This window comes from Pseudarthrobacter sp. PS3-L1, from assembly GCF_030063285.1.
In the GTDB taxonomy this organism is placed as follows: Bacteria; Actinomycetota; Actinomycetes; order Actinomycetales; family Micrococcaceae; genus Arthrobacter.
The window spans coordinates 362,952-388,320 of the sequence record NZ_JASISU010000002.1 but is presented as its reverse complement, the minus strand read 5'-3'; the positions used below and the strand labels follow the sequence as shown (position 1 = coordinate 388,320).

Genomic DNA, 25,369 nt, shown 5'->3' with positions numbered 1-25,369 from the left:
CAATGGTCCGTCAATGGCATTGAACCCAAAGTGGTGACCCTGAGATGGAGAAACGATCTAGATGGCGACTCCCACGCGGCATTCCACGGGCACTCACCTCGCCGACAGCCATGACCTTATTCGGGTCCAGGGTGCCCGGGAGAACAACCTCAAGGACATCAGCCTTGATATTCCCAAGCGAAGGCTGACTGTGTTTACGGGCGTGTCCGGATCGGGAAAAAGTTCCCTGGTTTTCGCCACCATTGCTGCCGAATCCCAACGGATGATCAATGAGACCTACAGTGCCTTCCTCCAGGGCTTCATGCCCTCACAGGCGCGTCCCGACGTCGACGTCCTCAGCGGGCTGACCACAGCCATCATTGTGGACCAGGAACGGATGGGCGCCAACGTACGCTCCACGGTGGGTACTGCAACGGATGCCAACGCGATGCTGCGGATCCTATTCAGCCGTCTGGGGGAGCCGCACATCGGTTCCCAGCAGGCATATTCCTTTAATGTGGCTTCCATCAGCGGTGCGGGTGCCGTGACCATGGAACGTGGTGGAACCACCGTCAAGGAGCGCAGGAGTTTCTCCATCACGGGCGGCATGTGTCAGCGCTGTGAGGGCATGGGCGCCATCAGCGATATCGACCTCACCGCGCTCTACGATGCCAACAAGTCACTCAGTGAGGGTGCCCTGACCATTCCCGGGTACAGCATGGAGGGATGGTACGGCAGGATTTTCAGTGGCTGCGGGTTTTTCGATCCGGACAAGGCAATCTCCGCGTTCACCACGAAGGAGCTGCAGGATCTTCTGTACAGGGAACCGACCAAGATCAAGGTCGACAACATCAACCTCACCTATGAGGGCCTCATTCCAAAAATCCAGAAATCGTTCCTCTCTAAGGATGTTGATTCCCTGCAGCCACACATCAGGGCTTTCGTGGAACGTGCCATAACGTTTGCCACCTGTCCTGAATGCGGGGGAACGAGGCTGAGTGCGGCAGCTCGATCCTCGCGGATCAACGGGGTCAGCATCGCCGACGCCTGCGCTATGCAGATCAGCGATCTTGCGGCCTGGGTAAAGAGCCTTGACGAGCCCACCGTGCAGCCGCTTCTGCAAGCGCTAAGCACTACGTTCACGTCGTTTGTGGAAATTGGGCTGGGCTATCTTTCGCTGGACCGTTCTGCCGGGACGCTCTCGGGGGGAGAAGCGCAGCGGACCAAGCTCATCAGGCACCTTGGATCGTCGTTGACGGACGTGACCTACGTCTTTGATGAGCCCAGCATCGGCCTGCATCCGCATGACATCCAGCGCATGAACGCCCTGCTGCTGAGGTTGCGAGACAACGGCAACACTGTGCTGGTGGTCGAACACAAGCCTGAGATGATCGCCATTGCCGATCATGTCATCGATTTGGGGCCCGGGGCTGGAACAGCCGGGGGAGAGGTCTGCTTTGCGGGAACGGTTGAGGGACTACAGGCCAGTGGAACGTTGACCGGACACCACCTGGATGACCGAGCTGTCCTGAAGACTGCCGTGCGCCAGCCCGCAGGTGCCCTCAAGATACGCGGTGCCACCAGCAACAATCTCCAGGACGTCGACGTCGATATTCCGTTGGGCGTCCTTGTGGTGATCACAGGTGTTGCAGGGTCGGGAAAGAGTTCCCTGGTGCATGGGTCAGTGGTGCCGGGCGCCGGCGTTGTCTCGATTGACCAGGGTTCAATCCGTGGTTCACGCCGGAGTAATCCGGCCACCTATACCGGAATGCTGGATTCGATCAGGAAAGCTTTTGGTAAGTTCAACGGCGTCAAGCCCGCCCTCTTCAGTTCAAATTCCGAGGGTGCATGCCCCAACTGCAAGGGTGCTGGCGTAACGTACAGCGACCTGGCCATGATGGCAGGAACGGCCACCACCTGTGAGGTCTGCGAAGGAAAACGCTTCCAGGCGGCAGTCTTGGAGTACCACCTCAATGGACGCAACATCAGCGAGGTGCTGGCCATGCCTGCTGGCGAGGCCAAGGAGTTCTTCAGCACGGGGGAGTCCCGTATTCCCGCTGCGCTCGCCGTCCTGGAACGGCTGGTGGACGTTGGTCTGGGGTACCTGAGCCTGGGCCAGCCGCTCACCACCCTGTCAGGCGGTGAACGCCAACGGCTCAAACTGGCAACACATCTGGGGGAGAAGGGCGGTACCTACGTGTTGGATGAACCCACCACCGGGCTGCACCTGGCTGATGTGGAGAACCTTCTGGGGCTGCTGGATAGGCTGGTTGACTCTGGCAAGTCCGTGATCGTCGTCGAACATCACCAGGCGGTTATGGCGCACGCGGACTGGATCATTGACCTGGGCCCAGGAGCAGGGCGCGACGGCGGCACAATAGTTTTTGAGGGAACTCCGGCTGCCCTGGTGGCCCGCTCAAGCACCTTGACCGGCAAGTATCTGGCCACCTATGTCGGATCTTCCCCGGGCCTTTAGGTTGTGTCAGCGCGCAGTTCCCTCAATGCTCGGCCGTAGTGCGCAGGATCGTTCCTTGTTGCCGCCGATATCCAGTGCTGTTCCCATCCGGCCACGCGCAAGGACGGCGTCGGCGCTGGCAACATCCAGGAATTCTTCTCTACCGAACAGTTTGTTGCTGCCCAAAGATGGTTTTCACGGCTACTCCCCGATCCCGCAGTATTGTGCCGATAATCTACATTATGTCAACTTATACACATCCGAGCGGAAAATAGATGATCCTGTGGACTGAGCTGACTCCATTCTTTACGCAAGTTCATCCGCGGCGGGCGTCGCCGTCGTATCCCTGTACGCCATCATCTGACTGACCATTCGGACCTTCGTCTTGACTGGTTACATTTTTTGTCGCGCTGGCGTGCCAAGTCCGCAAGGTTCGCAGGAAGTGCCAGCTGCAATGGGCCGTGGAAACTGGAAGGGTCGGCGCCGTCTCCAGGTTGTTCGCGGGCCGCCTTGGCGCATGACATCTTATCGATGCACGACGTACCAGGAGGTCGCGCTGGCTTGGCTTCCCCCAGGGGCCCCAGCAGAAGCCCAGCCATGCACCTGTCCTACGTGACGAAGAGTCCCCCAGGTTTTTGCTCGAGTCTGGAAAGTTAGATCCGGAACTACCAGACGTCACAGGGCGCAGGGATCTTGTCAATCTTGGTGACGGAGGCAACCGTGAGCGATCTGGTAGCAGCGCTGTCCACCACGGGCGGTGTAGCAACGGCCGGAATTCGCATCGTTGCGGCAGGTGCTCAGGAGGCTTTCCAAGCACACGCAAGCGTTTGCAAGCATGAGCTGGCGTATCTGATGGATCGGCGTCGGGGAACTATTGGTGGACGGGACTGGACCATCTGGGGCGGCGTCGCTTCCGTGAAGCTGCGGCATGACAGCCAGGACTGCTCCGATGAGCAGGACAAAGAGCAGCAATGCACCAACAATTTTGATCGGTGGCTTGTTGGCTCGGTGATCTGAAGATACTGGCACGTAGCCCCTCGAGTCGATGTGCGATGTGATTCCTCCACGCGTCAAGGCGCGTGAATATTTTGGGTGCGTCTCTGCCAAGTCCATTGTCTCAAACATGGGCTCACTTCGATGATCTGGAAACCAGGGTCCGGGTCCGGAAACGGACTCACCACGGGCTTGCCATCGCGCGAAGACTGACGGTGCCGTCAGCGCGCTCACGTGTGCCAGCGTCCAGAATTCTCGCCATGTGTGCGGCGGTCCTCCAGCCCACCGGTAGCGAAGAGCACCTATTATCCGAGGATTCTCATGGCTGAAGCCTGCCAAGCGGCGCTCCGTCACGGTTGCGAACGCGGTAGCCAGCAAGCGGTCGATGAAGGGCCGGCAACTGTTGCGGAACACGCTAGTGTCCAGTGCCCCGCTGACGGGGCCGCAGATAGATGTGTCTTCCGACCAGCGCCACAACCATTCCCACGCTTGCACCAATCAGCGTTTCCACTCCGCGGTCGCGGATCAGGACAGCAGGCTGCTCTGGAAAAGCAAGCTGGGTCATCAGGAGAATTACGGGCGTGAAGGACACCATGGCAAGCCCATAGTGCCTGGCCATCAGAAGTTCGGTGGTGAACGCAAAGACAATGATTGCCAGCACTAGGGCGACGGCATCCGACGACGGAAACACGTGCAGGGGTCCCGGGACAAGCAAAAGTGCTACCACCACCAGACCCACGAACGTCCCGACAATGCGATGCACTCCGCGATGCATGGCCCCCGGAACGTTCGACGCCGACAGCGGAACCGCCGCAGCAGCCATCGCCCAGTGCGGGTGTCCGATGCCAGCCAGGACGCCCGCCATGCCAGCAGCGGAGATAGACAGTGTGTACCTCAGCGCTCGGGCGAACGACGCACGCCGCTCCGAAAGGCTCGGATCCGGTCTCGTTCGCACCATCCGGGGCTGCCAGGATCGTTTGCGCAACCAGCCGCCAAAGCCCACAACGATGGCAAAACAGGCTGATGTGATGCTGATCAGAACAGCCAGCGTCCAGGGAATAGTGAGTGGAACGGATGCGCACGCACCGAGGGCAAGAATCCCAAAAAAAGGTCCGTTGGGCCTGAGATCTACGTTGTCTGAGTAGAGGGAAGCCAGCGCCGCGAAGATCGCCTCCACACCAACGAGCCACCAGGAGTGCAGGCCCAGGACGGACAGCATGGTGCCCACAGCCACCCCACCAATGAGAAGCACAGCGGCCTGACCTTGATGTCTGATGCGCAGTTGGTGCGGTTCTGTACGTCCGTACATCCCTGTCAGCGCACCGAAAACCGCATAGATTGTCAGTTCTGGATGTCCCAGTGCCAGGAGGACCAGTGCTGGCCCAGCCACACTCAGTGCCAGCCGGGCAGCCGCAGCAGGATCCCGGTTGGCGGGTGCCATGCGGTGGAGGCTGTAGAAGTGATCCCTCAGTGATTGCATTGCACCTGCCTCCTACGTCCAGTTCCCAACCTCTGATGCTAGTGCGAAGACCAGGACGTTACGGGACCACTTCGGGGTGTGACTGGTCACTACGGGGATAGTGCCCAGTCACGGCGCCGCTCCCCCAACGCTCCCCCAACGCTCAGGATCGCCTCAGCCGGCTCAGGCGTCCGAGTGGGCCTGCAGGAAGCTATATACCTCTGTTTCGTCCACGCCAGGAAAGGCACCTGGCGGCATGGCGGCCAGGAGGTGCGAATGGGCTCTTGCAGAAGGCCACGCATTTCCGGCCCATGCAGAGGTGAGTGCCGCGGGAGGACGGCGGCAGCAATTTTCGTCGGGGCACATGGAGGTTGAGCGTTCGGTGGTGTCCCTTCCACGGAACCATTTCACCTGGGCGTAGGGGACGCCTACGGAGACGGAAAATTCACCATTCGGGGAGTGCTCGGTCCTGGCTGTGCACCAATAGGTCCCTGCTGGCGTGTCCGTGTACTGGTTGTATGCGCGGAACTTGTCCGCAACGTCGAAGACCACCCGGGATGTCCAGAACTTGCAGGAGGGTTGGCCTTCAATGGCACCTGTGTGATCCTGCGGAAACGTGACACCGTCGTTTTCGTAGGCCTTGTAGATGATCCCGCTCTCGTGTGTCTTCTGGAAATGCGTCCGGATGTCCAGGTGCTCGGTTGCCAGGTTGGTGAATCGGTGTGCCGCTGTCTCGTAGGACACCGCAAAAGCATCCCGGATATCCTCGACTGCGATTTCTTTGGCATGTTTTGCCTTCTGCAGAAAATCGACAGTGGCATCCTCCGGCAGCATCAGCGCTGCAGCAAAGTAGTTGGTGGCCACCCGCTGCATCAGGAAATCCCCATAGTTTTTGGGCGTCTGGTGGCCCAGAACATAATGCCCCAGTGCCTGGAGCAGCACGGACCGGGGATCGTGATCCGCACGTTGGCTCTGGGCGAGAAAAATTCTCCGGTTCTTCAGGTCCGTCACCGACCGCGTGGAATGCGGGAGATCGCCCACGTGCTGGAGGCTGAAACCCAGATGCGATGCGATATCGGCGATGACGTGCTGGGAAAGGGGTCCGGAGGTATGGCCTACTCCGGTAAGGATCTTCTTGGCCTCCGCCTCGTACTCGGAGAAATAGTTGTTCCTGTCCTTCATCATGGCCCGTAGCTTGCTGTTCGCGCGCCTCGCTTCCTCGGGTGTTGCCACCTGGTCATTGAGGGTGCGCTCCAGTTCGTGTTGCAACCCCACCATGGACTCCAGGACGTCCATGGGGAGCCGCGAACTGACGCGGATCTTAGGCAGCTTCAGAGACTCATAGATGGCGCTCCGCTGGTACCTTTCCACCTCAATTTCCAGGGCCGCGCGACGGGTGGGAGGCTCTGCCCCAAGGAGTTCGTCAATACTGAGCCCGAGAGCTCCAGCCAACATCTGCAGCAAACCCAGCTTTGGCTCCCGCTTGCCGTTCTCAATCAGGCTCAGCTGGCTGGGCGCTGTCCCCACCTGGGCACTCAGATCGTCGAGGGTAAGGCCGGCTGCTTTGCGCAGGTGGCGTACACGGCGACCCAGGCTGATGACGTCTACCTCGGGAGTTGCAGGCAGCGTCAGGGCTGCGGCGGGGCGATTCCAGCTTGTAGGGCTCATTTCTTGAGAATACGCGAAGAAATGCGTTTCTTTCCATATTTATTTTGGTGAAAGTGTCTAGAAGTGGACAAAAATTATTTCTACGGAAGCTTTCAGCACACCGGATTAAGACGTTGTCCTGCGAAGTCGCAGCACAACTGGCCCCGCCCCACCAAGGAGAGAATAATGACTTCATCATTTGAGCCTGCACAGACACCAGAAGAGCAGGCTGCAGCGCTGGAACTCGAGTGGGCTGCCAATTCTCGCTGGGACGGCGTGACGCGGGACTACTCAGCTTCCGACGTCGTGCGCCTTCGTGGCCGCGTCGCAGAAGAGCACACGCTGGCCCGCCGAGGTTCGGAAAAACTGTGGAAGCAGCTCACGGAAGAGAAAAAAACCGGCGGGTACACAAACGCCCTGGGTGCCCTGACCGGGAACCAGGCGGTGCAGCAGGTAAAGGCCGGGCTGCGGGCCATTTACCTTTCGGGCTGGCAAGTCGCGGCAGACGCCAACAACTCCGGCCACACGTATCCCGATCAGTCCCTGTATCCGGCCAATTCCGTCCCCACAGTGGTCCGGCGCATCAACAACGCGCTGCTGCGTGCTGATCAGATCGAGTTTTCGGAGGGTGTGCAGAGCGTTGAGGACTGGATGGTCCCCATCATTGCAGACGCCGAAGCCGGTTTCGGGGGGCCCCTGAACGCCTACGAACTCATGAAGTCGATGATCCAGGCTGGGGCCTCAGGTGTTCACTGGGAAGATCAGCTCGCCTCGGAAAAAAAGTGCGGCCACCTCGGGGGCAAGGTCCTTATTCCCAGCCAGCAACACGTTCGCACCCTGAATGCGGCCCGACTGGCTGCCGACGTCGCGGACACCCCAACCGTTGTCATTGCCCGCACCGACGCTGAGGCAGCTACCCTCATCACCTCAGATGTCGACGAGCGGGACAAGGAATTCATCACCGGTGAACGCACGGCGGAAGGCTTCTACAAGGTGCGCAACGGCATTGACCCGTGTATCGCCAGGGCCAAAGCCTACGCTCCGTATTCGGATCTGATCTGGATGGAGACCGGGACTCCTGATCTTGAGCTGGCCCGGACGTTCGCGGAAGCCGTCAAAGCAGACTTCCCCGACCAGATGCTCTCCTACAACTGCTCCCCGTCCTTCAACTGGCGCAAACACCTTGACGACGCCACGATCGCCAAGTTCCAGCGGGAGCTCGGCGCCATGGGGTTCACCTTCCAGTTCATCACCCTGGCTGGCTTCCACGCACTGAACTATTCGATGTTCGATCTTGCCCACGGGTACGCGCGCGATGGCATGAGCGCCTACGTGGAACTCCAGGAGAAGGAATTCGCCTCGGAAGCCCGCGGCTACACGGCAACCAAGCACCAGCGCGAAGTCGGGACTGGTTACTTTGACGCCATCGCCACAGCCCTCAATCCGAACGCATCCACCCTGGCCTTGGTGGGCTCCACCGAAGAAGGCCAGTTCCACTGACCGTCCGACGGCGGTGTGGCGCCTGACCTTGTGTCAGGCGCCACACCGCCAGCCATTCCCGGGCCGGGCATGGGCCGCCGTCGAACGTCCCTTTACCCCTGACAGGAGATTGATATGAATACTGCACCTGAACCTTTCACCATCCATGGAATCAGCATGACTGCCACCCCCATTGAGCGGCAGGATGAGGTCCTCACTCCCGAGGCGCTCGCTTTCGTTGCTGCCCTGCATAATTCCTTTGATGTCCGTCGCCAGGAACTTCTGGCCAGCCGTGTCAGCCGTGGACAGCGAATCGATGCAGGAGAAGAACCGCGGTTCCTGCGTGAGACAGAGGCAATCCGCAGCGATCCACAGTGGCGGGTCGCTCCCCCAGCCCCGGGGTTGGAGGATCGTCGTGTGGAGATCACCGGCCCGGTGGACAGGAAAATGGCTATCAACGCACTGAACTCGGGTGCCAGGGTATGGCTGGCCGACATGGAGGACTCCTCTACCCCGACGTGGTCCAACGTCATCTCTGGCCAGCTGAACCTCATCGATGCCCTCCAACGCCGTATTGATTTCACCACGCCCGAGGGGAAGGAATACCGGCTGCGGAACGCCGAGGACCTGCCCACCATTGTGGTCCGACCCCGCGGGTGGCATCTGCCGGAAAAGCACATGCTCATCGGTGGTACTCCCCTAGCAGGAGGAATCGTTGATTTTGGGCTCTTCTTCTTCCACAATGCCCAACGCCTGATTGACCAGGGCAAGGGCCCGTACTTCTATCTGCCCAAGATCGAGAATCATCAAGAAGCGCGTCTCTGGAACGAAATTTTTGTCATGGCCCAGGATCTCCTGGGGATCCCACAGGGAACGATTCGGGCAACAGTCCTGATCGAAACCATCACTGCATCGTTCGAGATGGAGGAAATCCTCTACGAACTCCGCGACCATGCGGCAGGGCTTAACGCTGGCAGATGGGACTACCTGTTCTCCATCATCAAGAGTTTCCGGACCCGCGGCCCGCGATTTGTGCTTCCCGATCGTAGCGAATTAACAATGACCCAGCCGTTCATGCGCGCCTATACAGAACAGCTCATCCGGGCATGCCACAAGCGCGGCGCCATGGCAATTGGCGGCATGGCAGCGGCTGTCCCGAACCGCAGGGACACCGAAGCGAATGCCGTTGCTTTCAGTAAGGTCCGCGCAGACAAGCGCCGCGAAGCAACAGATGGCTTTGACGGCTCGTGGGTAGCGCACCCGGACTTGGTCCCCGTGGCCATGGAAGTCTTTGATGAGGTGCTTGGCTCCCGCACGAATCAACTCGATGTCCTCCGCGCGGATGTTGAGCCAAACGACAGTGCACTGCTCAATATCTCGGCGACCACAGGCTCCATTACTGAAGCTGGAATCCGCCTCAATATTGAGGTGGGGATCCGATATATGGAGTCCTGGCTGCGAGGCAACGGTGCTGTCACCATCCACAACCTCATGGAGGATGCCGCAACAGCGGAAATCTCGCGTTCACAACTGTGGCAGTGGATCTACTCGCGGGCCATCACTGCAAACGGTGACATCATCACGCACACCTGGGTCGAAGAATTGCTTGAGGACGAATTTTCGAAATTGGAGCGCTTCGAGGAGGACAGGTTTGACGATGCAAAGCACCTTTTTGCCACAGTCACGCTGGCCGATTCTTTCCCAGCGTTCCTGACCCTTCCCGCCTACGCAACCTTTCTTGAAGAGCCGAAGGTCAAAGACATGGTGGCCTGACAGCAAAATACGATCGGCTGTAGGTCCCGAGCCGCCCGCACCGTCCCATCCTCGGGATCGTGCGGGCGGACTACTGGCGTTATGGTGGGGGGTATGCGTCCGACCCCCCACCATAACCCCTCCGCACGCGCCACTGAAGCGTTCGACGGCGGGGTGCGCCGCCTCCCCGTCATCGCGGCCGCGATTCTGGATACCGTCCTCATCCTGACATTCGCTGCGCTGGGCCGCGATGCCCATCACCGCGGTGACGTTGTGACGGGAGTCCTGCTGACTGCATGGCCGTTCCTTGCCGGAGCGGCCCTTGGCTGGCTGGCACAGCGGGCATGGCGCTCGCCATGGGCCCTGCGGTCCGCCGGACTGGGAATTTGGGGTGCGGCAGTGATTGGCGGAATGCTCCTGCGTCTGGCCACGGGGCAATCCGTAGCGCTGGCCTTCATCATTGTGACGATGATTGTGCTTGGCCTCTTCATCCTGGGACCCAGGGCCATCCATGCGCTTGTGCGCCGGCGCCGTAGGTCAGCAGAGACTTTTTCCTGACCTGCTGGACCCATGTACTAGGCTTGCTGCTGTCCCGCACCGGGGCGACATCGGTCCGAACCATCGGAAGGAATGCCCGTGATCACCGCATTTGTCCTCATTAAGACTGACGCCTCACGTATTCCGGAGACTGCAGAGGAAATCTCTGCCATTCAGGGCATCAGCGAGGTCTACTCAGTTACGGGCGAATGGGACCTGATCGCCGTGGCCAGGGTGACCCGCCACGAAGATCTTGCGGATACCATTGCGGACCGGCTGTCAAAGGTACCGGCTGTTGTGCACACCACGACTCACATTGCGTTCAGGGCCTACTCGCAGCACGACCTCGACGCAGCCTTTTCACTGGGCTTCTGACGTCGACTGCTGACGTGGACTTCTTACGTTGGCTCATGGCCGCGCGTCAGGAACGTCCCTGCAAAGAGTGCCCTTCAACCATGGCGGCACCTACAGCTGGCTGAGATTGACCCACCGGTCCAAGGCGCGCTGGGCGGCACCCGAATCGACGGCGTCAGCAGCCCGCCTCAGCGCAGTAGACATGCGACTCATCAGGTCACCTTCGGCAGAGAGCTCAAAGGACACGAGCCCGGCCGCAGCATTGAGCAGGACCGCGTCCCGTGCCGCGCCGGCCACGCCTGACAGGACGTCACGCACCACGCCAGCGTTGGACTGCGCATCTCCCCCGCGCAGCTCCTCGATACTTGCCCGCCTGATCCCAAGCTCCGCTGGATCAAATTCTGACCTGGACACGGTTCCGTCGCGAATCTCCCAGACGGTGGAGGTTCCGGTGGTAGTGAGCTCATCGAGCCCGTCGGCCCCGCGGAACACAAGTCCCCTGCTTCCGCGCCGTGCCAGCACCCCGGCGACAAGAGGGGCCATACGGGCATTGGCCACTCCCACCGCAGATGCCTGCACCTGCGCGGGATTTGTCAGGGGGCCCAGGAAATTGAACACCGTAGGAATCGCAAGATCCCGGCGGGGAACGGCCGTATGCCTGAAGGAAGGGTGGAAAACCTGCGCGAAGCAGAACGTAATACCTGCCTCTTCTGCGTTCAATGCAACCCGATCGATTGGAAGGTCCAACCTGACTCCCAACGCCTCAAGGACGTCCGCGGAACCGGATGACGACGATGAAGCGCGATTCCCATGCTTGACGACCTTTGCCCCGGCGCCAGCGGCCACAAGGGCAGACATCGTGGAAATGTTGACAGTGTTGAGTTGATCACCGCCGGTACCCACGATGTCGAGCTTCTCCCCGGAAACGGAGATTGGGTTTGCCTTGGACACCATGGTGTCCACGAGGCCAGCCAGTTCCTCCACTGTCTCACCCTTGCTGCGGAGTGCCACCAGGAAACCGGCAATCTGGGCTGGCGTTGCCTCCCCAGCCATGATTGTCTGCATGGCCCAGGCCGTATTTGCCGACGAGAGATTGGTGCCCTGGATCAATGTTGAGATCAACTGGGACCACGAGTTTTCCGTGCTGGGTGCCGATGCAGTAGAAGTCACCCCCCGATGCTATCGACGAGACGACCAGCCTGACGAATGTGAACCCTGCGGGAAACTTTTCCCCGCGATTTCGCGGCTGTGTAGAAAAAGTCTCCAAGAATCGCGGTTTGCATTGGGCAGGACAGACTTTTACAGACATAATGACTATGTGACTGCTGCGACCCATGCCCCAAGTACCCCGGCGCACCCGACGCTGAACCGCCCAAATATGGTCTCTGTAGGGACCGTAGTCTGGCTGTCCAGCGAGTTGATGTTCTTTGCCGGTCTTTTTGCCATGTACTTCACGCTCCGCTCCACCTCTGGTGAGATGTGGGCCGAGGAGTCCGCCAAACTGGCGTTCCCGTTCGCCCTGGCGAACACGATTGTCCTTGTAGCGAGTTCCTTTACCTGCCAGATGGGCGTTTTTGCTGCCGAAAGGCTTCAGCCCCGACGGGCAGGAGGACTTTTTAAGTTCTCCCGCTGGGGAATGAACGAGTGGTTTGCCCTGACGTTTGTCATGGGAGCGATCTTCGTTGCAGGACAGACCTACGAGTACGCAACCCTGGTCTCCGAACATGTGTCGTTGTCCTCAAATGCCTATGGCTCAGCGTTCTACATGACCACAGGCTTCCACGGACTCCACGTTATTGGTGGCCTGATCGCTTTCCTCCTCATTATTGGCCGCTCGTTTGCGGCCAAAAAGTTCGGCCATTTTGAAGCAACATCAGCAATCGTGACGTCCTACTACTGGCACTTTGTGGACGTCGTCTGGATCGGGCTTTTCCTGGTCATCTACGTCCTCAAGTAGTCGAACTTTGATTCTTTTTCTACAAGAGGCAGAATTTCAAGTAACGGCTCCTTTGAGCCACTGCAGGAACGAATAAAGGAACCACCACGTGAAGGCACTCTCGCAAAAGCGACGTCACCCTCTGGCAGCTGTAGCCCTTCTGCTGCTGGGCTTGTTGGTCACTGGTGGGCTCTACGCCGTGGCCACCAACGTCAACCAGGCTCAGGCATCCACCACCAACAACTTCACGGCAAGTGACACTGCGGAAGGCGAAAAGCTCTTCGCCGCCAACTGCGCCACGTGCCATGGCATGGGAGCCAGCGGAACAGACGCCGGCCCATCCCTGGTAGGTGTCGGCGCAGCAGCCGTTGACTTCCAGGTTGGCACCGGCCGCATGCCCATGCAGATGAACGGACCGCAGGCCTACAAGAAGCCAGCCCAGTTCAATGACGAGCAAACCAACCAGTTGTCAGCGTATGTCGCTTCGCTGGGAGCAGGCCCTGCACTTCCTGAAGAAAGCCTGTTGGACGGCGGCGGAGACGCCGCGAAGGGTGGAGAACTCTTCCGCGTTAACTGCGCCATGTGCCACAACGCGGCAGCAGCAGGTGGCGCGCTGACCCGAGGCAAGTTCGCTCCGGCTCTTGATGGCGTCTCCAGCAAGCACATCTACGAAGCGATGGTCACTGGTCCGCAGAACATGCCTGTGTTCAACGACGCCAACATCTCCCCCGATGACAAGCGGGACATCATCACGTTCCTGAAGCAGATCGAGACCACCAGCTCACCCGGTGGCGCAGAACTGGGAGCCCTTGGCCCAGTCGCTGAAGGCCTCTTCATCTGGGTTGCGGGACTCGGAGTCATCATTGGCTTCACCATCTGGCTTACCTCTCGGACATCCTAATGAGGACCTCCGTACACACACTTTCCGCTGTTGCGTCAGCTGAATTCATATTTGAAACTACCCCGGCTCAGTCCGGGACGAGAGAGGGATGAGGCGAATTATGGGCAACCATAGTGACGGCAGTCCGGACACCTCGGGCACCGTAGCTAGGGCTGGTCAGGGAGAAGTGGACAAGTTCCAGGATCCTGGCCTTCCCCCGCACCGTCTACGCCTGGCCGATACGGACCCGAAAGCGGCCAAGCGTGCTGAACGCCAAGTGGCTGCGCTCTTTGGAATTTCCGTTGTAGGAACAGTTGTTTTTATCATTTCCTACTTCGCCATCGACCTTGGCGGCGACACCAGCAACGCCACTGTCCGGCTCCAGAACACCCTTCTCGGGCTGGGCACAGCCTTCGCCATGCTCGGTATTGGTATCGGCATCGTGCACTGGGCTCGCGCCCTGATGCCCGATCACGAAGTATCAGAGCTGCGCCATGAGATCCGCACCGAAGAAGACCGTGTTGCCGCCATGGCGATCGTTGACGAGATCGTTGAGGAAACGGGTATCAAACGCCGCCCGCTGATCCGAAACACCCTCCTCGGTGCAGTGGCCCTGGCTCCCCTACCAGCACTTGCAATCTTTGGTGACCTGGGCCCCCGTCCGGACAACGCTCTGGCGCACACCATGTGGGCACCAGAAGATGGAAAGCTCAAGCGTCTCTCCCGGGACCCTGATGGCACTCCCATCAAAGCCTCGGACGTCACCATTGGGTCCGCTTTCCACGTTATCCCCGAAGGCCTCAATGAACTTGAGGAGGGCAAGCTCAATGAAAAAGCAAAAGCAGTTGTCCTGCTCATGCGTCTTGATCCTGCCTCGCTGAACCCGAGTCCAGGCCGTGAGGATTGGGCCTACAACGGCATTGTTGCCTACTCGAAAATCTGCACCCACGTCGGTTGCCCGGTTGCTCTTTACGAGCAGCAGACGCACCACCTGCTGTGCCCGTGCCACCAGTCCACTTTTGACCTCACGCGTGAGTGCAAAGTGATCTTCGGCCCCGCCAGCCGCCCTCTTCCCCAGCTGCCCATTGCGGTAGATGACGAGGGTTACCTGGTCGCCACCAGCGACTTCAAAGAACCCGTAGGACCGAGTTACTGGGAGCGTGATATGCATGAGCGCAGCAACAACAACAGCTGAACCCGCTTTCGTCGCGAAGACCAAGGGCGGGCAGATCACCAACTTCGTCGATGAACGTGTTGGCGGATCTGGAATCCTTCGCGAATTTGGCCGGAAAGTCTTCCCTGACCACTGGTCCTTCATGTTTGGTGAAGTAGCGCTCTACTCCTTCGTCATCCTGTTGATGTCTGGAACGTTCCTGACTTTCTTCTACGACCCGTCAATGGCCGAGACGCACTACACCGGTTCCTATATCCCGCTGCAGAACGTTGAAATGTCTGTTGCGTACAGTTCCTCCCTGAACATCTCCTTCGATATTCGTGGTGGCCTGTTCATGCGGCAGGTTCACCACTGGGCCGCACTGCTCTTCGTTGCTTCAGTAGCCGTGCACATGCTTCGCGTGTTTTTCACGGGTGCATTCCGCAAGCCGCGCGAGATGAACTGGGTAGTTGGCTCCACACTGCTGATCCTCGCCATGGCCGCCGGTTTTACCGGTTACTCCCTTCCCGATGACCTGCTCTCCGGTAACGGTCTGCGGATTATTGACGGTGTCATCAAGTCGATCCCGGTTGTCGGTACCTTCATCTCGTTCTTCCTCTTCGGCGGAGAGTTCCCCGGGACAGCCGTTATCGGTCGTCTCTATGTTCTCCACATCCTGTTGGTTCCAGCGCTCATCCTCCTGATGATCGTCGCCCACCTCTTTATGGTCGTAGTACACAAGCACACGCAGTACCCAGGCCCGGGACGCAATGACGGCAACGTCGTTGGTTACCCGCTGGGTCCTGTATATGCAGCCAAAGCCGGCGGCTTCTTCTTCATTGTGTTCGGTGTGATCGCCTTGATCGCAGGCTTGTTCACCATCAACCCCATTTGGAACTACGGACCCTACGATCCCTCCCCGGTATCCGCTGGTACGCAGCCTGACTGGTACATCGGATTCGTTGATGGGGCGTTGCGCCTCATGCCAGGTGTCATAGGTGACTTCCACTTCGAATTCGTTATTTTCGGATTCGTGCTTTCGCTCAATGTTCTGCTGCCGGCACTTATACCTGCAGGCATCCTGTTCTCGGTGATGTTCACTTACCCCTGGATCGAGCAGTGGATCACCAAGGACAAGCGCGAACACCACGTACTTGACCGTCCGCGCAACGCTCCTACCCGTACCGCCATTGGTATGGCCGGGTTCGTCTGGTACTGCGTCATGTGGGCTGCTGCCGCATCGGACCTCATTGCGACCCACTTCCATGTATCGCTCAATGATGTTCTGTACTGGCTTCGTGCTCTCTTCTTCATTGGCCCGATCATTGCGTTCATCGTGACCAAGCGGATCGCGTTGGCGTTGCAGCGCAAGGACCGTGAGATTGCCCTTCACGGTCGGGAGACCGGACGAATCGTCCGCCTTCCCCATGGCGAGTTCATTGAAGTTCATGCTCCGGTGGATGAGTACAAGCGCTACAAGCTGGTTGGTTTCGAATCGCCTGAACCGTTGCCCGCCCAGCCCAATGAAAACGGCGTAGTGGATGGCAGTGAGAAGCGTCGTGCTCTGCTCTCGAAGTGGTTCTTTGAAGACCGGGTGGCTCCTGCTACTCCCTCTGAGCTGGAGGCGGCTCATGGTCACCACGGCGACCATGAGGCGATTGATTCTTCCGCCGATAACAAGAGCATCAGCCGCTGATCCACGTAGGTGAAAAATGAGTATGGCCCCGGTTCCTTGAACCGGGGCCATACTTATATCTCTTGCGCCGTGAGCTCCGGCGATACCCTGGCATGTAGCCCAGTCGCAGGTGACTCACACTCCGCGATAGGTGGCACCAGGTTGACGTCCGGGACGACCGCCAGGGCGCTGCAGGGGTACCCATAGTTTGTACCTGTCCGCCCTGTAGTACGACACGGAATAGTCTGCCATGGTGCGCGAAACAAAGGCATGTCGCTGGATTTTGAGCAGCGGCATACCCACCTCGACATTGAGCAGCCGGGCAGTTGATGGAGAAGCAGCCGTAGCCTCGATCATGTCCTCGCCCCATTCCATGACCAATCCATAATTGTCTCGCAAGACGTTATAGAGGGATGTAGGCGGCTCACCATCCAGGAGGCCGGGTACACGGTGTGCAGGGATGAAGTTCTCATCCACGCTCATCGGTTCCCCATCGGCAAGCAGGAGGCGTCGGAAACGCACCAGTGGCGTTCCCTCCTCAAGCTGCAGTTCACGCGCCAGGAAGGCACTGGCGGCGATTTGTTCAAAGCTCAGGACTTTGGCAGCGGGGACCATCCCACGGCGCTGCATCTCCTCGCTGTATGACGTCAGCTTCACTTGGAGGTCGAGTTTTGGCTTGCGGACAAACGTGCCAAGCCCCACAACGCGTTCGAGGATTTCCTCTCCTACCAGGGCATCAATTGCCTGCCGGACAGTCATTCTCGCGAGGCCGAACCGCTCGGCCAATATTCGTTCCGATGGCAGTGCTGCGCCGGGCATGTTCGATGCTGTTATATATCTGCGAAGAATTTCACGGAGCTGCACGTGGATGGCCGTACCCCCGCTGCGGTCAATCTCACCCGGAATCTGGTGTGCGTCAGAGGGCATGGTCTCGGCCTGCTGTCCTGGTTGTCACAGTCCCAGTTTACGGTGGGCACTTTGTCCTCGGCTGCACCGCTCCCCCGGCCGCTCATCCCTTCCGGATTCCTGCCCTGGCTCTGTAGCTCGTGAGACCTCATGAGCTGTGTGCAGTCTTTGGAAGGAGGGCTCCGCGGTGCCGTGTCGCGATAGAGCCGTGAAGGTAGTTGCGTCAGGTGGCCTCGGCGAAGCCTGGACCCACGATTGCTCCCTCGATGAATCCACTGCTTGTCAGGGATCGCCTGGTACCGGAGCAGTCGCTGGTGCTAGCGCAGCGGCCCGCTGCGGCAACCACCGGCCATACACAAGGCCTTCCCCCTGTATCTCTGACTGGGAGGGTCGCGGCCCCTTCCAGAGCACCAACACTGCCCCTGGGAGCATGTCCGCTGTATTGTGTGGTCGCGATCTACACACTGGACGAAGTAGGCGGCCAGCGCCGGAGCGCTTGGCCGTAGCAAGTCTTCGACGCGCATGCCCCGGTAAGGCGCCCTTCCTGAGAAGCCCTGGGCCCTGGGCCCTGGGCCCTGGGCCCTGAGCCCTGAGCCCTTGCGATAGTAACGCAACGCCCGTCAAACTCCCCTGCTGCGGTAAAGGTGCCAGCAGGGAGGAAGGCTGGCTATGGAGATCTGTTGTATCCATCCCTCCGCGTGGGTAATGTGGCACCTCATTCCGGGTCAGCCCCGAATCGTCCTTAATCCAGGGGAGCGCCAAAAGCCCTCCTCATCTGAATGGATACGGCCGGCATGCTGGACACGGCACCCCGCAGATGGTTGTTTCCTGAAGGCCCTTTGCCAGGAATCGGCCGGTAGCGTGCCACGCGAAGGGGCGCAAAAAGGTTCACAGGACACAAAAAAGCGGACAACACCCTCGTGGGTGTTGTCCGCCATTTTGGTTGACCTAGTGTGCGTGGTCTCCGCGGCTGTACTCGTAAACCCAACCAACAAGGGCTACTACGGCCATGCCACCGGCTATGAAAACGATCCAGAAGCCAACTGCCATTCCGAGGAAACCTGTGGCTGCTGAGAGACCGAGCACCAGGGGCCACCAGCTCCAGGGACTGAAGTGACCCTGTTCGCCTGAACCTTCATGGACTTCCGCATCATTACGGTCCTCAGGCCGCATACCAATGCGCTTGGCCGTGAAGCTGAGGTAGCCGCCAATCATTCCTGACAGCCCACCCACAAGGAGGATGCCCAAGGTGCCAACCCATTCGTTCCAGTTGGTCAGGTATCCGTAGATGAGTGCAACGGGAACGAAGAAGAAGACGCCAACGGTAAATATCCGTGATTCAACTTTCACTTGGCGGTGTCCTTCTGGTCGGCGTTACCCAGGACGCTGGAAAGCGGGTCCGGGGACTGAACGGTGTGCTGCTGCGCAAGTTCCGGGTGGTGCAGGTCGAGCGCCGGACGTTCCGAGCGAATGCGGGGAAGGGACGTGAAGTTGTGGCGCGGCGGCGGGCACGATGTGGCCCATTCAAGGGATGCACCGAAGCCCCACGGATCATCAACGGTGACCTTTTCTCCACTACGCCAGGTCACGTAGACATTCCAGAAGAACGGAATCAGTGAAGCTCCCAGGACAAATGAGGAGACTGTGGAGAACTGGTTCATCCACGTGAAGTTGTCTTCCACCAGGTAATCCGCGTACCGGCGAGGCATGCCCTCGACTCCGAGCCAGTGCTGGATCAGGAATGTGCCGTGGAACCCGAGGAACAGGAGCCAGAAGTGGATCTTGCCCAGACGTTCATTAAGCATCTTGCCGGTGAACTTGGGCCACCAGAAGTAGAAGCCAGCGAACATTGCGAATACAACTGTTCCGAACACAACGTAGTGGAAGTGAGCAACCACAAAGTAGGAGTCCGATACGTGGAAGTCAAGCGGAGGTGACGCCAGGATAATACCGGTGAGTCCACCGAAAAGGAACGTGATGAGGAAGCCGATGCTCCACAGCATCGGGGTTTCGAACGTTAGCGATCCCCGCCACATGGTGCCAATCCAGTTGAAGAACTTTACGCCCGTTGGCACTGCGATCAGCATGGTCATGAACGAGAAGAACGGCAGAAGCACGGAACCTGTGACGTACATGTGGTGCGCCCATACCGTCACGGAGAGTGCTGCAATGGAAATGGTGGCGTACACCAGCCCCTTGTAGCCGAAGATCGGCTTCCGGCTGAAGACAGGGAAGATTTCGGACACGATACCGAAGAACGGCAGCGCGATGATGTAGACCTCAGGGTGGCCGAAGAACCAGAAGAGGTGCTGCCAGAGGACTGCTCCGCCATTTTCCGGATCGAAGATGTGGGCGCCAAACCGGCGGTCCGCACCAAGTGCAAACAGTGCCGCAGCGAGCGGCGGGAATGCCATCAGGACAAGAATGGCCGTAACCAGGATGTTCCACGTGAAGATCGGCATACGCCACATCGTCATTCCCGGGGCACGCATGCAGATGACGGTGGTGATGAAGTTGACTGCACCGAGAATGGTTCCAAAGCCCGAGAGCGCCAAGCCGAAGACCCACAGGTCACCGCCAATGCCTGGGCTGAAGGTGGTGTTGGACAGTGGTGCATAGGCAAACCAGCCGAATGATGCAGCACCCTGTGGCGTGATGAAGCCCGAGACTGCGATGGTGGAGCCAAAGAGGAAGAACCAGAATGCCAGTGCGTTCAGTCGCGGAAACGCAACGTCGGGTGCACCAATCTGGAGGGGCATGATGACGTTTGCGAAGCCTGCGAAGAGTGGCGTTGCGAACATCAGGAGCATGACGGTGCCGTGCATGGTGAACAGCTGGTTGTACTGTTCTTTGGTCTGCAGGATCTGCATACCGGGTTCAAACAGCTCGGCCCTGATCAGGAGGGCCATGACGCCGCCCAGGCAGAAGAAGATGAAGGATGCGATCAGGTACATGTACCCAATCGTTTTGTGGTCAGTGGACGTAATCCAGTTGACGACAATGCGGCCCTTGGACCGGGGTACTACGGGAACCCCGTAGGTTTCCGTAGGTTGAGCGTAAGTCGTAGCCACGTCTCCGGCCCCTTACTTAGATTCGTTCAGGTTGGGGTTACGGTCATACTCTTCACCGAGTTGACCGGTGTTGCCTGCCTGGCTTAGTTCCTCCATGTGGGACTGGAATTCAGCCTCGGAGACAACTTTGACCCGGAAGAGCATTTCGGAGTGGTACTCACCGCAAAGCTCAGCGCATTTGCCGTCGTAGGTACCCTCCTTCGTCGGTTCGAAGCGGATGTAGTTCGTTTTCCCGGGAATCATGTCTCGCTTCTGCAGGAATGCGGGAACCCAGAATGAGTGAATGACGTCACGAGAGTTCAGTTCCAGCTCGACCGATTTGTTCACCGGAAGGTACAGGGTGGGAAGCTTTTCCTTGTCGATGGCCTGGCCATCCAGGTTCGTCTGGACCCCAGCCTCATAGACATCCTGGTTGATGACATCGCCGGACTTGTAGTTGAAGTCCCACGCCCACTGCTTGCCACGAACGTCAACAACGACGTCGGCTGGCTGGGACCTGTCATCAATGGCCTGCTGGTCGCGGTCGGTGAAGTAGAAGAACACCAGGACCATGAAGAGCGGGACGGTGAGGTAGAACACCTCAAGCGGGAGGTTGAAGCTGGTCTGCTTGGGGAAGCCCTTCGTGCCCTTACGGCGACGGTAGGCAACCAGGCACCAAATGATCAATCCCCAGGTGATGATGCCGACCACAAGGGCAGCGATCCATGAGTTGACCCAGAGGTCCATGATCCGGTCGGTGTGATTGGTGGTGCCCCGCTCAGTGGGCAGCCACCCCTTCTCTACCTCTGGCGAACATCCGGTCAAGACCAACGCGCCCGCTACTGCCAATCCGGAGATGGTCGTAATCGTTTTGCGTCGGGTGCCGGTACGGATCTGCGAACTCACAGACGGCCCTTCCTACTTGTTGCTGTCACCCGCCACCGTGAGGACGTCGGGCACACTAAAAGTTTTACTACTTGGTGTAGAGCTTACCGCTCTCCCGGGCGTTTCGCCCACATGTCGGCACCGCGGGTTCCAGCTCTTTTCGGGCTGGACACGGGCGGTGCCGGCATCGGGCGAAGAGTCCGGCTTAGTGGAAGGAATCTCCACAGGCACAGGACCCACCTGCGTTGGGGTTGTCGATGGTGAAACCCTGTTTGGCAATGGTGTCTTCGAAGTCGATGCTGGCGCCGGTGAGGTACGGAACGCTCATCTTGTCAACAACAACTTCGACACCGTCGTAGTTGCGTACGGCGTCTCCGTCCAGGAGTCTCTCATCGAAGTACAGCTGGTAAATAAGGCCCGAACAGCCACCCGGCTGGACAGCTACCCGGAGGCGAAGATCTGTGCGGCCTTCCTGTTCGAGCAGGCTGCGGACTTTGCCAGCTGCGACGTCGGTCAATTCAACCTCGTGGGCTGCGGCCGCATCGGTGACTGCGCTGGTGGTCTCAGTGCTGTTCTCATTAGTTACAGTGCTCATTGGCCTACCTTCCTGGGGTGGTCCTGGCGGCACCGGCTTAGCGGCGCCGGCCCCTACTAATACGATAGGGGCCATACCTCCATGCTACGACGCACAGGCGCCTAGCTCTAACTCCTGATGTAACCCTGAACGTCGTCTCGGTGTTCCCGGAACATCGTGGGCAGGAACAGCCGACGGCGGCACGTCACCCCAGGGTTCCGCGGCCACCCTTGTGGCCACCCTCCAGTGCGCCAGCGTTCAGCTTGGAAAGCAGGAGCGCCTCGGCCAGGATCGCGTTTTGGAAGTCCGCCAGATGAAGGGACTCGTTTGCGCTGTGAGCTCTAGAGTCCGGGTCTTCCACGCCTGTCACCAGAATCTGGACGTCAGGGTAGACCTGCGTAAGGTCGGCAATAAAGGGAATGGAACCACCAATTCCCATCTCGACGGCTGGCACACCCCAGGCCTCCCCCAAAGCTGACATTGCTGCGGTGGCCGCCGCCGATGTTGTATCAGTCTGAAAAGGCTCCCCGCTTTCACCCGGGGTGAAGAGTACTCTGGCGCCGAACGGTGCATGCTCTTCCACATGGTGTCGAACTGCCTCCATCGCCTCAGCAGGGTCCTGTCCGGGGGCAAGCCGAAGACTGAACTTCGCCTTGGCCCGCGGCAGCAGGGTATTTGATGCAACATCCACAGCGGGAGCATCGAATCCAATAATGGACAACGCCGGTTTGGTCCAGAGCCGGGACGCTATGGTTCCGGTGCCTGCAAGCCGGACTCCGTCAAGGACTGAGGCGTCGGCACGGTATTCGGCCTCGCTGAGATCCACGGCCACTTCGTCGCGGGACAGCAGCCCCTTGATGGCGACGCTCCCATTCTCATCATGCAGGGTTGCAATGAGGCGGGACAGGAGGGTGGGAGCATCCAGAACCGGGCCACCGAACATTCCCGAGTGAACTGCGTGGTCCAGGACCTGAACCTCGATGGTGCCGTCCACCAGTCCCCGAAGGCTGGTGGTCAGTGCGGGCACGCCAACCTTCCAGTTACTGGAGTCGGCCACCACAATAACGTCTGCCTGAAGCAGATCACGGTGGGCTTCAAGGAATGGGCGGAAGGTGGGCGAGCCCGCTTCCTCCTCGCCTTCGAAGAAAAACGTCACACCAAGGCCGAAATCATCTCCCAGGACTTTTGCCGTGGCGGCGTAGGCAGATAGATGAGCCATGATCCCCGCTTTGTCATCGGCAGCTCCACGGCCGTACAGCCGGCCAGAGCGTTCCTGGGCTACGAAAGGCTCGCTGTCCCATAGGGAGACATCACCGGGGGGCTGCACATCATGGTGCGCATAGAGAAGGATGGTGGGCTGGCCGGGTTTAGCCACGCGGCGTGCCACGACTGCAGGTCCGCCAGGTGTGCCGTCTTCCTTGTCACAGCGAAGGATCTGCACATCGTCGATCCCGGTATTGCGGACGAGTTCGGCGACCGCTTCGGCACTGCGATCCAGTTCTTTCGGATCGAAGCTGGGCCATGCGATGCCTGGAATGGCGACCAGGCCCTTGAGATTCTCGACGGTGGTTGGAAAGCTTTGTCCTACGGCTGCGCGTAACGCATCAGTAGCAGTGTCCGATGATGTCTCGGAGTCGTGGGTCTTTGTGTGGTCGTCCCCGCGCGGGGTCTGCGCGGAAGTAGGTGAGCTCATGGGCAAAACGATACCCGCAGCAAGCAGTGAGGCTGCCTTCCGGACTGTCAGCGCACACGTCCGGCTCCACCGTCAGGCGGCGGTTTTCGCAAAAGAAGTCCCGGCCCTTCCAGAGGCAGTCTCCGAAAGACAGGTGCAGGCTCGGCGCAAGGTATTCTGATGGGGTGTTTGGACGTAAAAAGGAAGCGCCTACGGCGCAGGAGATAGTAGACCAACAGGCTGCCGAGACCACTTTTGTGGGCAAAGGTGCCCCCACGCCCACCCGTAAAGCCCAGGAGGCTGCGCGACGGAAACCGCTGGTGCCAGAGGACCGCAAAGCCTCCAAGTCGGCCGAGAAGGTAGCCATCGCCGACCAGCGTCAGAAGATGCGGCGAGCACTTGATACCGGCGACGAGCGATTCCTGCCCCTTCGTGACAAAGGCCCGCAGAAACGCTACGTTCGTGACTTTGTGGATGCCCGCTTCAGCCTTGGCGAGTACCTCATGTTTGGTGCTCTGGTCTTCGTTGTGTTCTCCCTGGTGATCCCCAGTACCAGCGACCAGATGATTTACGTCCTGGGTGGGTTCTGGCTCATGTTTGTAGCCGTCTTCGTTGATGTTTTCCTGCTGTCCCGCCGCCTTCGTCGCAAACTGACGGAGCGCTTCGGCGAGGTTGAACGAGGCACCGTCTGGTACGGCTCCATGCGCTCCCTGCAGTTCCGTCGCCTCCGCCTACCCAAGCCGCAAGTTGCACGGCGCGAATACCCGGACTGAGACCTTCACATAATGCCCGGTCGGAGTGATCCGACCGGGCATTTTTTTGGCCCCAGCGCAGGAGCCAGCGGCACTCCCGCAGTGGACTACGCCGACTGTCGGTTCCGGGCCAGCTGGCGGTTGATGCGCGCGGCCCAGAAGGGTCCTTCGTAGAGGAATGCCGTATAGCCCTGAACAAGAGTGGCACCGGCATCCAGTCGCTGTTGGACGTCATTTGCGGTTTCGACGCCCCCGACGGAAACGAGTGTCAGTTGATCCCCCACGACCGACTTGAGCCGGTGCAGCACGTCAAGGGAACGTTGCTTCAGCGGAGCTCCCGAAAGGCCACCAGCGCCACATTCCTCGACCTTCTGATCCCCGGTCCGCAATCCCGAACGCGAAATGGTGGTGTTGGTGGCGATGATGCCGTCCAAGCCCAGATCGAGGGCCAGTGCTGCGACGCCGTCAATATCTTCGTTGCTCAGGTCAGGGGCGATCTTCACCAACAGGGGCACATGCCGGCCAGCCGCCTCATCAGCTGCAGCCCCAACTTCGGTCAGAAGCGGGCGCAGTGACTCTATGTCCTGCAGGAGGCGCAGGCCAGGAGTGTTGGGGGAACTCACATTGACCACAAGATAGTCTGCTGCGGGCGCAAGATCGCGGGCACTGACAAGGTAGTCGGCCACGGCGTCGCCGAGTTCCACTACCTTGCTCTTCCCGATGTTCACACCAATGACGGGCCTGACTGCCGGGTGCTTCCGTTGCAGGGCTGCCCTGGCAGCTTTCAGGCGGGGCGCCACTGCACTGGCGCCAGAATTGTTGAAGCCCATTCTATTAATCACGGCACGATCCTCCACCAGGCGGAAGAGCCGCGGCTTGTCATTGCCAGGCTGGGCCAAACCCGTGATTGTCCCGACCTCAATATGGCCAAAGCCCAATTCAGACAGTGCTTCGATGCCGTGCCCCTCTTTGTCGAATCCGGCAGCGAGTCCAAAAGGAGAGGGAAAAGTGAGTCCCAGAGCGTCAGTCTGCAGGATGTCCGCCGGCGCGCAGATCCGCTTTAGGAGCCGGCCAGCACCTGAGGTGTGGGCGAGCCGGATGCCGGAAAAGCCGATCTTGTGGGCCTTTTCGGCGTCCATCCAGGAGAAGGCAAACCGGAAGAAGGTGGGATATAGGCGCATACCTCCATTTTTCCGTGTCCAGGGCCCATCACCAAACCCTGACGAGATCG

General features: G+C 59.4%; 22 protein-coding genes. 11 read left to right on the top strand and 11 right to left on the bottom strand.

Annotated features, from left to right (window positions below):
* The first annotated feature begins 61 nt into the window (after window positions 1–61).
* Window positions 62–2,455: an ATP-binding cassette domain-containing protein gene (locus QMG79_RS06215; protein ID WP_283537711.1), complete on the top strand. Its 2,394-nt coding sequence runs from the start codon at window positions 62–64 to the stop codon at window positions 2,453–2,455.
* Window positions 2,456–2,461: 6 nt separating this feature from the next.
* Here QMG79_RS06215 and QMG79_RS06210 read toward each other — a convergent pair whose 3' ends face one another.
* Complete coding sequence (locus QMG79_RS06210) at window positions 2,462–2,620, bottom strand: hypothetical protein (RefSeq protein ID WP_283537710.1); 159 nt, start codon at window positions 2,618–2,620, stop codon at window positions 2,462–2,464.
* Between the two features lie 534 nt (window positions 2,621–3,154).
* Between QMG79_RS06210 and QMG79_RS06205 the strand changes: the two genes are divergently transcribed.
* Window positions 3,155–3,451 (top strand): hypothetical protein, encoded by a 297-nt coding sequence (locus QMG79_RS06205; RefSeq protein ID WP_283537709.1) that lies wholly within the window; start codon window positions 3,155–3,157, stop codon window positions 3,449–3,451.
* A gap of 391 nt (window positions 3,452–3,842) precedes the next feature.
* Here the strand turns inward: QMG79_RS06205 and QMG79_RS06200 are convergent, their stop codons facing one another.
* On the bottom strand, window positions 3,843–4,907 hold the full coding sequence (locus tag QMG79_RS06200) for an FUSC family protein (RefSeq protein WP_283537708.1): 1,065 nt from the start codon (window positions 4,905–4,907) through the stop codon (window positions 3,843–3,845).
* Between the two features lie 162 nt (window positions 4,908–5,069).
* A complete protein-coding gene (locus QMG79_RS06195) occupies window positions 5,070–6,554 on the bottom strand; it encodes a helix-turn-helix domain-containing protein (RefSeq protein WP_283537707.1) in 1,485 nt (494 codons plus the stop codon).
* A gap of 165 nt (window positions 6,555–6,719) precedes the next feature.
* Between QMG79_RS06195 and aceA the strand changes: the two genes are divergently transcribed.
* From aceA to QMG79_RS06175, 4 genes are all read left to right on the top strand, one after another.
* On the top strand, window positions 6,720–8,033 hold the full coding sequence (gene aceA / locus QMG79_RS06190) for an isocitrate lyase (RefSeq protein WP_283537706.1): 1,314 nt from the start codon (window positions 6,720–6,722) through the stop codon (window positions 8,031–8,033).
* A gap of 114 nt (window positions 8,034–8,147) precedes the next feature.
* The gene (gene aceB / locus QMG79_RS06185; protein ID WP_283537705.1) at window positions 8,148–9,785 is read left to right on the top strand and encodes a malate synthase A; all 1,638 of its coding nucleotides are present in this window, start codon (window positions 8,148–8,150) and stop codon (window positions 9,783–9,785) included.
* 93 nt (window positions 9,786–9,878) lie between these two features.
* On the top strand, window positions 9,879–10,322 hold the full coding sequence (locus tag QMG79_RS06180; protein WP_283537704.1) for a DUF3054 domain-containing protein: 444 nt from the start codon (window positions 9,879–9,881) through the stop codon (window positions 10,320–10,322).
* 78 nt (window positions 10,323–10,400) lie between these two features.
* Window positions 10,401–10,676, top strand: a complete 276-nt coding sequence (locus tag QMG79_RS06175) for an Lrp/AsnC family transcriptional regulator (protein ID WP_283537703.1) — start codon at window positions 10,401–10,403, stop codon at window positions 10,674–10,676.
* Window positions 10,677–10,766: 90 nt separating this feature from the next.
* Here the strand turns inward: QMG79_RS06175 and trpD are convergent, their stop codons facing one another.
* Window positions 10,767–11,825 carry an anthranilate phosphoribosyltransferase gene (gene trpD, locus QMG79_RS06170; RefSeq protein WP_283537702.1) on the bottom strand — a complete coding sequence of 353 codons (1,059 nt, stop codon included), beginning with the start codon at window positions 11,823–11,825 and terminating at the stop codon, window positions 10,767–10,769.
* A 148-nt stretch (window positions 11,826–11,973) separates the two neighbouring features.
* Here trpD and ctaE point away from each other — a divergent pair, with 148 nt between their 5' ends.
* The 4 genes from ctaE to qcrB all read left to right on the top strand — a co-directional run bounded on the left by ctaE (window position 11,974) and on the right by qcrB (window position 16,320).
* Window positions 11,974–12,612, top strand: a complete 639-nt coding sequence (gene ctaE, locus QMG79_RS06165; protein ID WP_283537701.1) for an aa3-type cytochrome oxidase subunit III — start codon at window positions 11,974–11,976, stop codon at window positions 12,610–12,612.
* Between the two features lie 88 nt (window positions 12,613–12,700).
* The gene (qcrC, locus tag QMG79_RS06160) at window positions 12,701–13,492 is read left to right on the top strand and encodes a cytochrome bc1 complex diheme cytochrome c subunit (RefSeq protein ID WP_283537700.1); all 792 of its coding nucleotides are present in this window, start codon (window positions 12,701–12,703) and stop codon (window positions 13,490–13,492) included.
* A 100-nt stretch (window positions 13,493–13,592) separates the two neighbouring features.
* Window positions 13,593–14,666 carry a cytochrome bc1 complex Rieske iron-sulfur subunit gene (gene qcrA / locus QMG79_RS06155; RefSeq protein WP_283537699.1) on the top strand — a complete coding sequence of 358 codons (1,074 nt, stop codon included), beginning with the start codon at window positions 13,593–13,595 and terminating at the stop codon, window positions 14,664–14,666.
* The gene (gene qcrB / locus QMG79_RS06150; RefSeq protein ID WP_283537698.1) at window positions 14,641–16,320 is read left to right on the top strand and encodes a cytochrome bc1 complex cytochrome b subunit; all 1,680 of its coding nucleotides are present in this window, start codon (window positions 14,641–14,643) and stop codon (window positions 16,318–16,320) included. The genes qcrA and qcrB overlap by 26 nt, the downstream gene beginning before the upstream one ends.
* A gap of 114 nt (window positions 16,321–16,434) precedes the next feature.
* On the opposite strand, the gene QMG79_RS06145 is transcribed toward qcrB, so the two are convergent.
* The 6 genes from QMG79_RS06145 to QMG79_RS06120 form a co-directional block, all read right to left on the bottom strand.
* A complete protein-coding gene (locus QMG79_RS06145; protein WP_283537697.1) occupies window positions 16,435–17,226 on the bottom strand; it encodes a GntR family transcriptional regulator in 792 nt (263 codons plus the stop codon).
* A gap of 927 nt (window positions 17,227–18,153) precedes the next feature.
* Window positions 18,154–18,555 carry a cytochrome c oxidase subunit 4 gene (locus QMG79_RS06140; RefSeq protein WP_283537696.1) on the bottom strand — a complete coding sequence of 134 codons (402 nt, stop codon included), beginning with the start codon at window positions 18,553–18,555 and terminating at the stop codon, window positions 18,154–18,156.
* Complete coding sequence (gene ctaD, locus QMG79_RS06135) at window positions 18,552–20,276, bottom strand: aa3-type cytochrome oxidase subunit I (RefSeq protein ID WP_283537695.1); 1,725 nt, start codon at window positions 20,274–20,276, stop codon at window positions 18,552–18,554. Before ctaD ends, QMG79_RS06140 begins: the two co-directional genes overlap by 4 nt.
* Before the next feature lie 12 nt (window positions 20,277–20,288).
* On the bottom strand, window positions 20,289–21,161 hold the full coding sequence (gene ctaC, locus QMG79_RS06130) for an aa3-type cytochrome oxidase subunit II (RefSeq protein WP_283537694.1): 873 nt from the start codon (window positions 21,159–21,161) through the stop codon (window positions 20,289–20,291).
* 184 nt (window positions 21,162–21,345) lie between these two features.
* On the bottom strand, window positions 21,346–21,735 hold the full coding sequence (locus QMG79_RS06125) for a HesB/IscA family protein (RefSeq protein WP_283537693.1): 390 nt from the start codon (window positions 21,733–21,735) through the stop codon (window positions 21,346–21,348).
* Between the two features lie 184 nt (window positions 21,736–21,919).
* The gene (locus QMG79_RS06120) at window positions 21,920–23,407 is read right to left on the bottom strand and encodes a dipeptidase (protein WP_283537692.1); all 1,488 of its coding nucleotides are present in this window, start codon (window positions 23,405–23,407) and stop codon (window positions 21,920–21,922) included.
* A 164-nt stretch (window positions 23,408–23,571) separates the two neighbouring features.
* Here QMG79_RS06120 and QMG79_RS06115 point away from each other — a divergent pair, with 164 nt between their 5' ends.
* Window positions 23,572–24,159, top strand: coding sequence for a DUF3043 domain-containing protein (locus tag QMG79_RS06115; protein ID WP_283537691.1), 588 nt, complete (start codon window positions 23,572–23,574; stop codon window positions 24,157–24,159).
* 86 nt (window positions 24,160–24,245) lie between these two features.
* Here QMG79_RS06115 and QMG79_RS06110 read toward each other — a convergent pair whose 3' ends face one another.
* Window positions 24,246–25,319 carry a quinone-dependent dihydroorotate dehydrogenase gene (locus QMG79_RS06110; protein ID WP_283537690.1) on the bottom strand — a complete coding sequence of 358 codons (1,074 nt, stop codon included), beginning with the start codon at window positions 25,317–25,319 and terminating at the stop codon, window positions 24,246–24,248.
* Window positions 25,320–25,369 lie beyond the last annotated feature (50 nt).

Excerpts from the sequence above, each read along its gene's own strand:
- QMG79_RS06195 (WP_283537707.1), bottom strand. The coding sequence starts at position 6,554 with ATGAGCCCTACAAGCTGGAATCGCCCCGCCGCAGCCCTGACGCTGCCT.
- QMG79_RS06110 (WP_283537690.1), bottom strand. The coding sequence starts at position 25,319 with ATGCGCCTATATCCCACCTTCTTCCGGTTTGCCTTCTCCTGGATGGAC.
- QMG79_RS06145 (WP_283537697.1), bottom strand. The coding sequence starts at position 17,226 with ATGCCCTCTGACGCACACCAGATTCCGGGTGAGATTGACCGCAGCGGG.
- QMG79_RS06200 (WP_283537708.1), bottom strand. The coding sequence starts at position 4,907 with ATGCAATCACTGAGGGATCACTTCTACAGCCTCCACCGCATGGCACCC.
- QMG79_RS06120 (WP_283537692.1), bottom strand. The coding sequence starts at position 23,407 with ATGAGCTCACCTACTTCCGCGCAGACCCCGCGCGGGGACGACCACACA.
- qcrA (WP_283537699.1), top strand. The coding sequence starts at position 13,593 with ATGGGCAACCATAGTGACGGCAGTCCGGACACCTCGGGCACCGTAGCT.
- qcrB (WP_283537698.1), top strand. The coding sequence starts at position 14,641 with ATGAGCGCAGCAACAACAACAGCTGAACCCGCTTTCGTCGCGAAGACC.
- aceB (WP_283537705.1), top strand. The coding sequence starts at position 8,148 with ATGAATACTGCACCTGAACCTTTCACCATCCATGGAATCAGCATGACT.
- QMG79_RS06215 (WP_283537711.1), top strand. The coding sequence starts at position 62 with ATGGCGACTCCCACGCGGCATTCCACGGGCACTCACCTCGCCGACAGC.
- QMG79_RS06125 (WP_283537693.1), bottom strand. The coding sequence starts at position 21,735 with ATGAGCACTGTAACTAATGAGAACAGCACTGAGACCACCAGCGCAGTC.
- QMG79_RS06180 (WP_283537704.1), top strand. The coding sequence starts at position 9,879 with ATGCGTCCGACCCCCCACCATAACCCCTCCGCACGCGCCACTGAAGCG.
- aceA (WP_283537706.1), top strand. The coding sequence starts at position 6,720 with ATGACTTCATCATTTGAGCCTGCACAGACACCAGAAGAGCAGGCTGCA.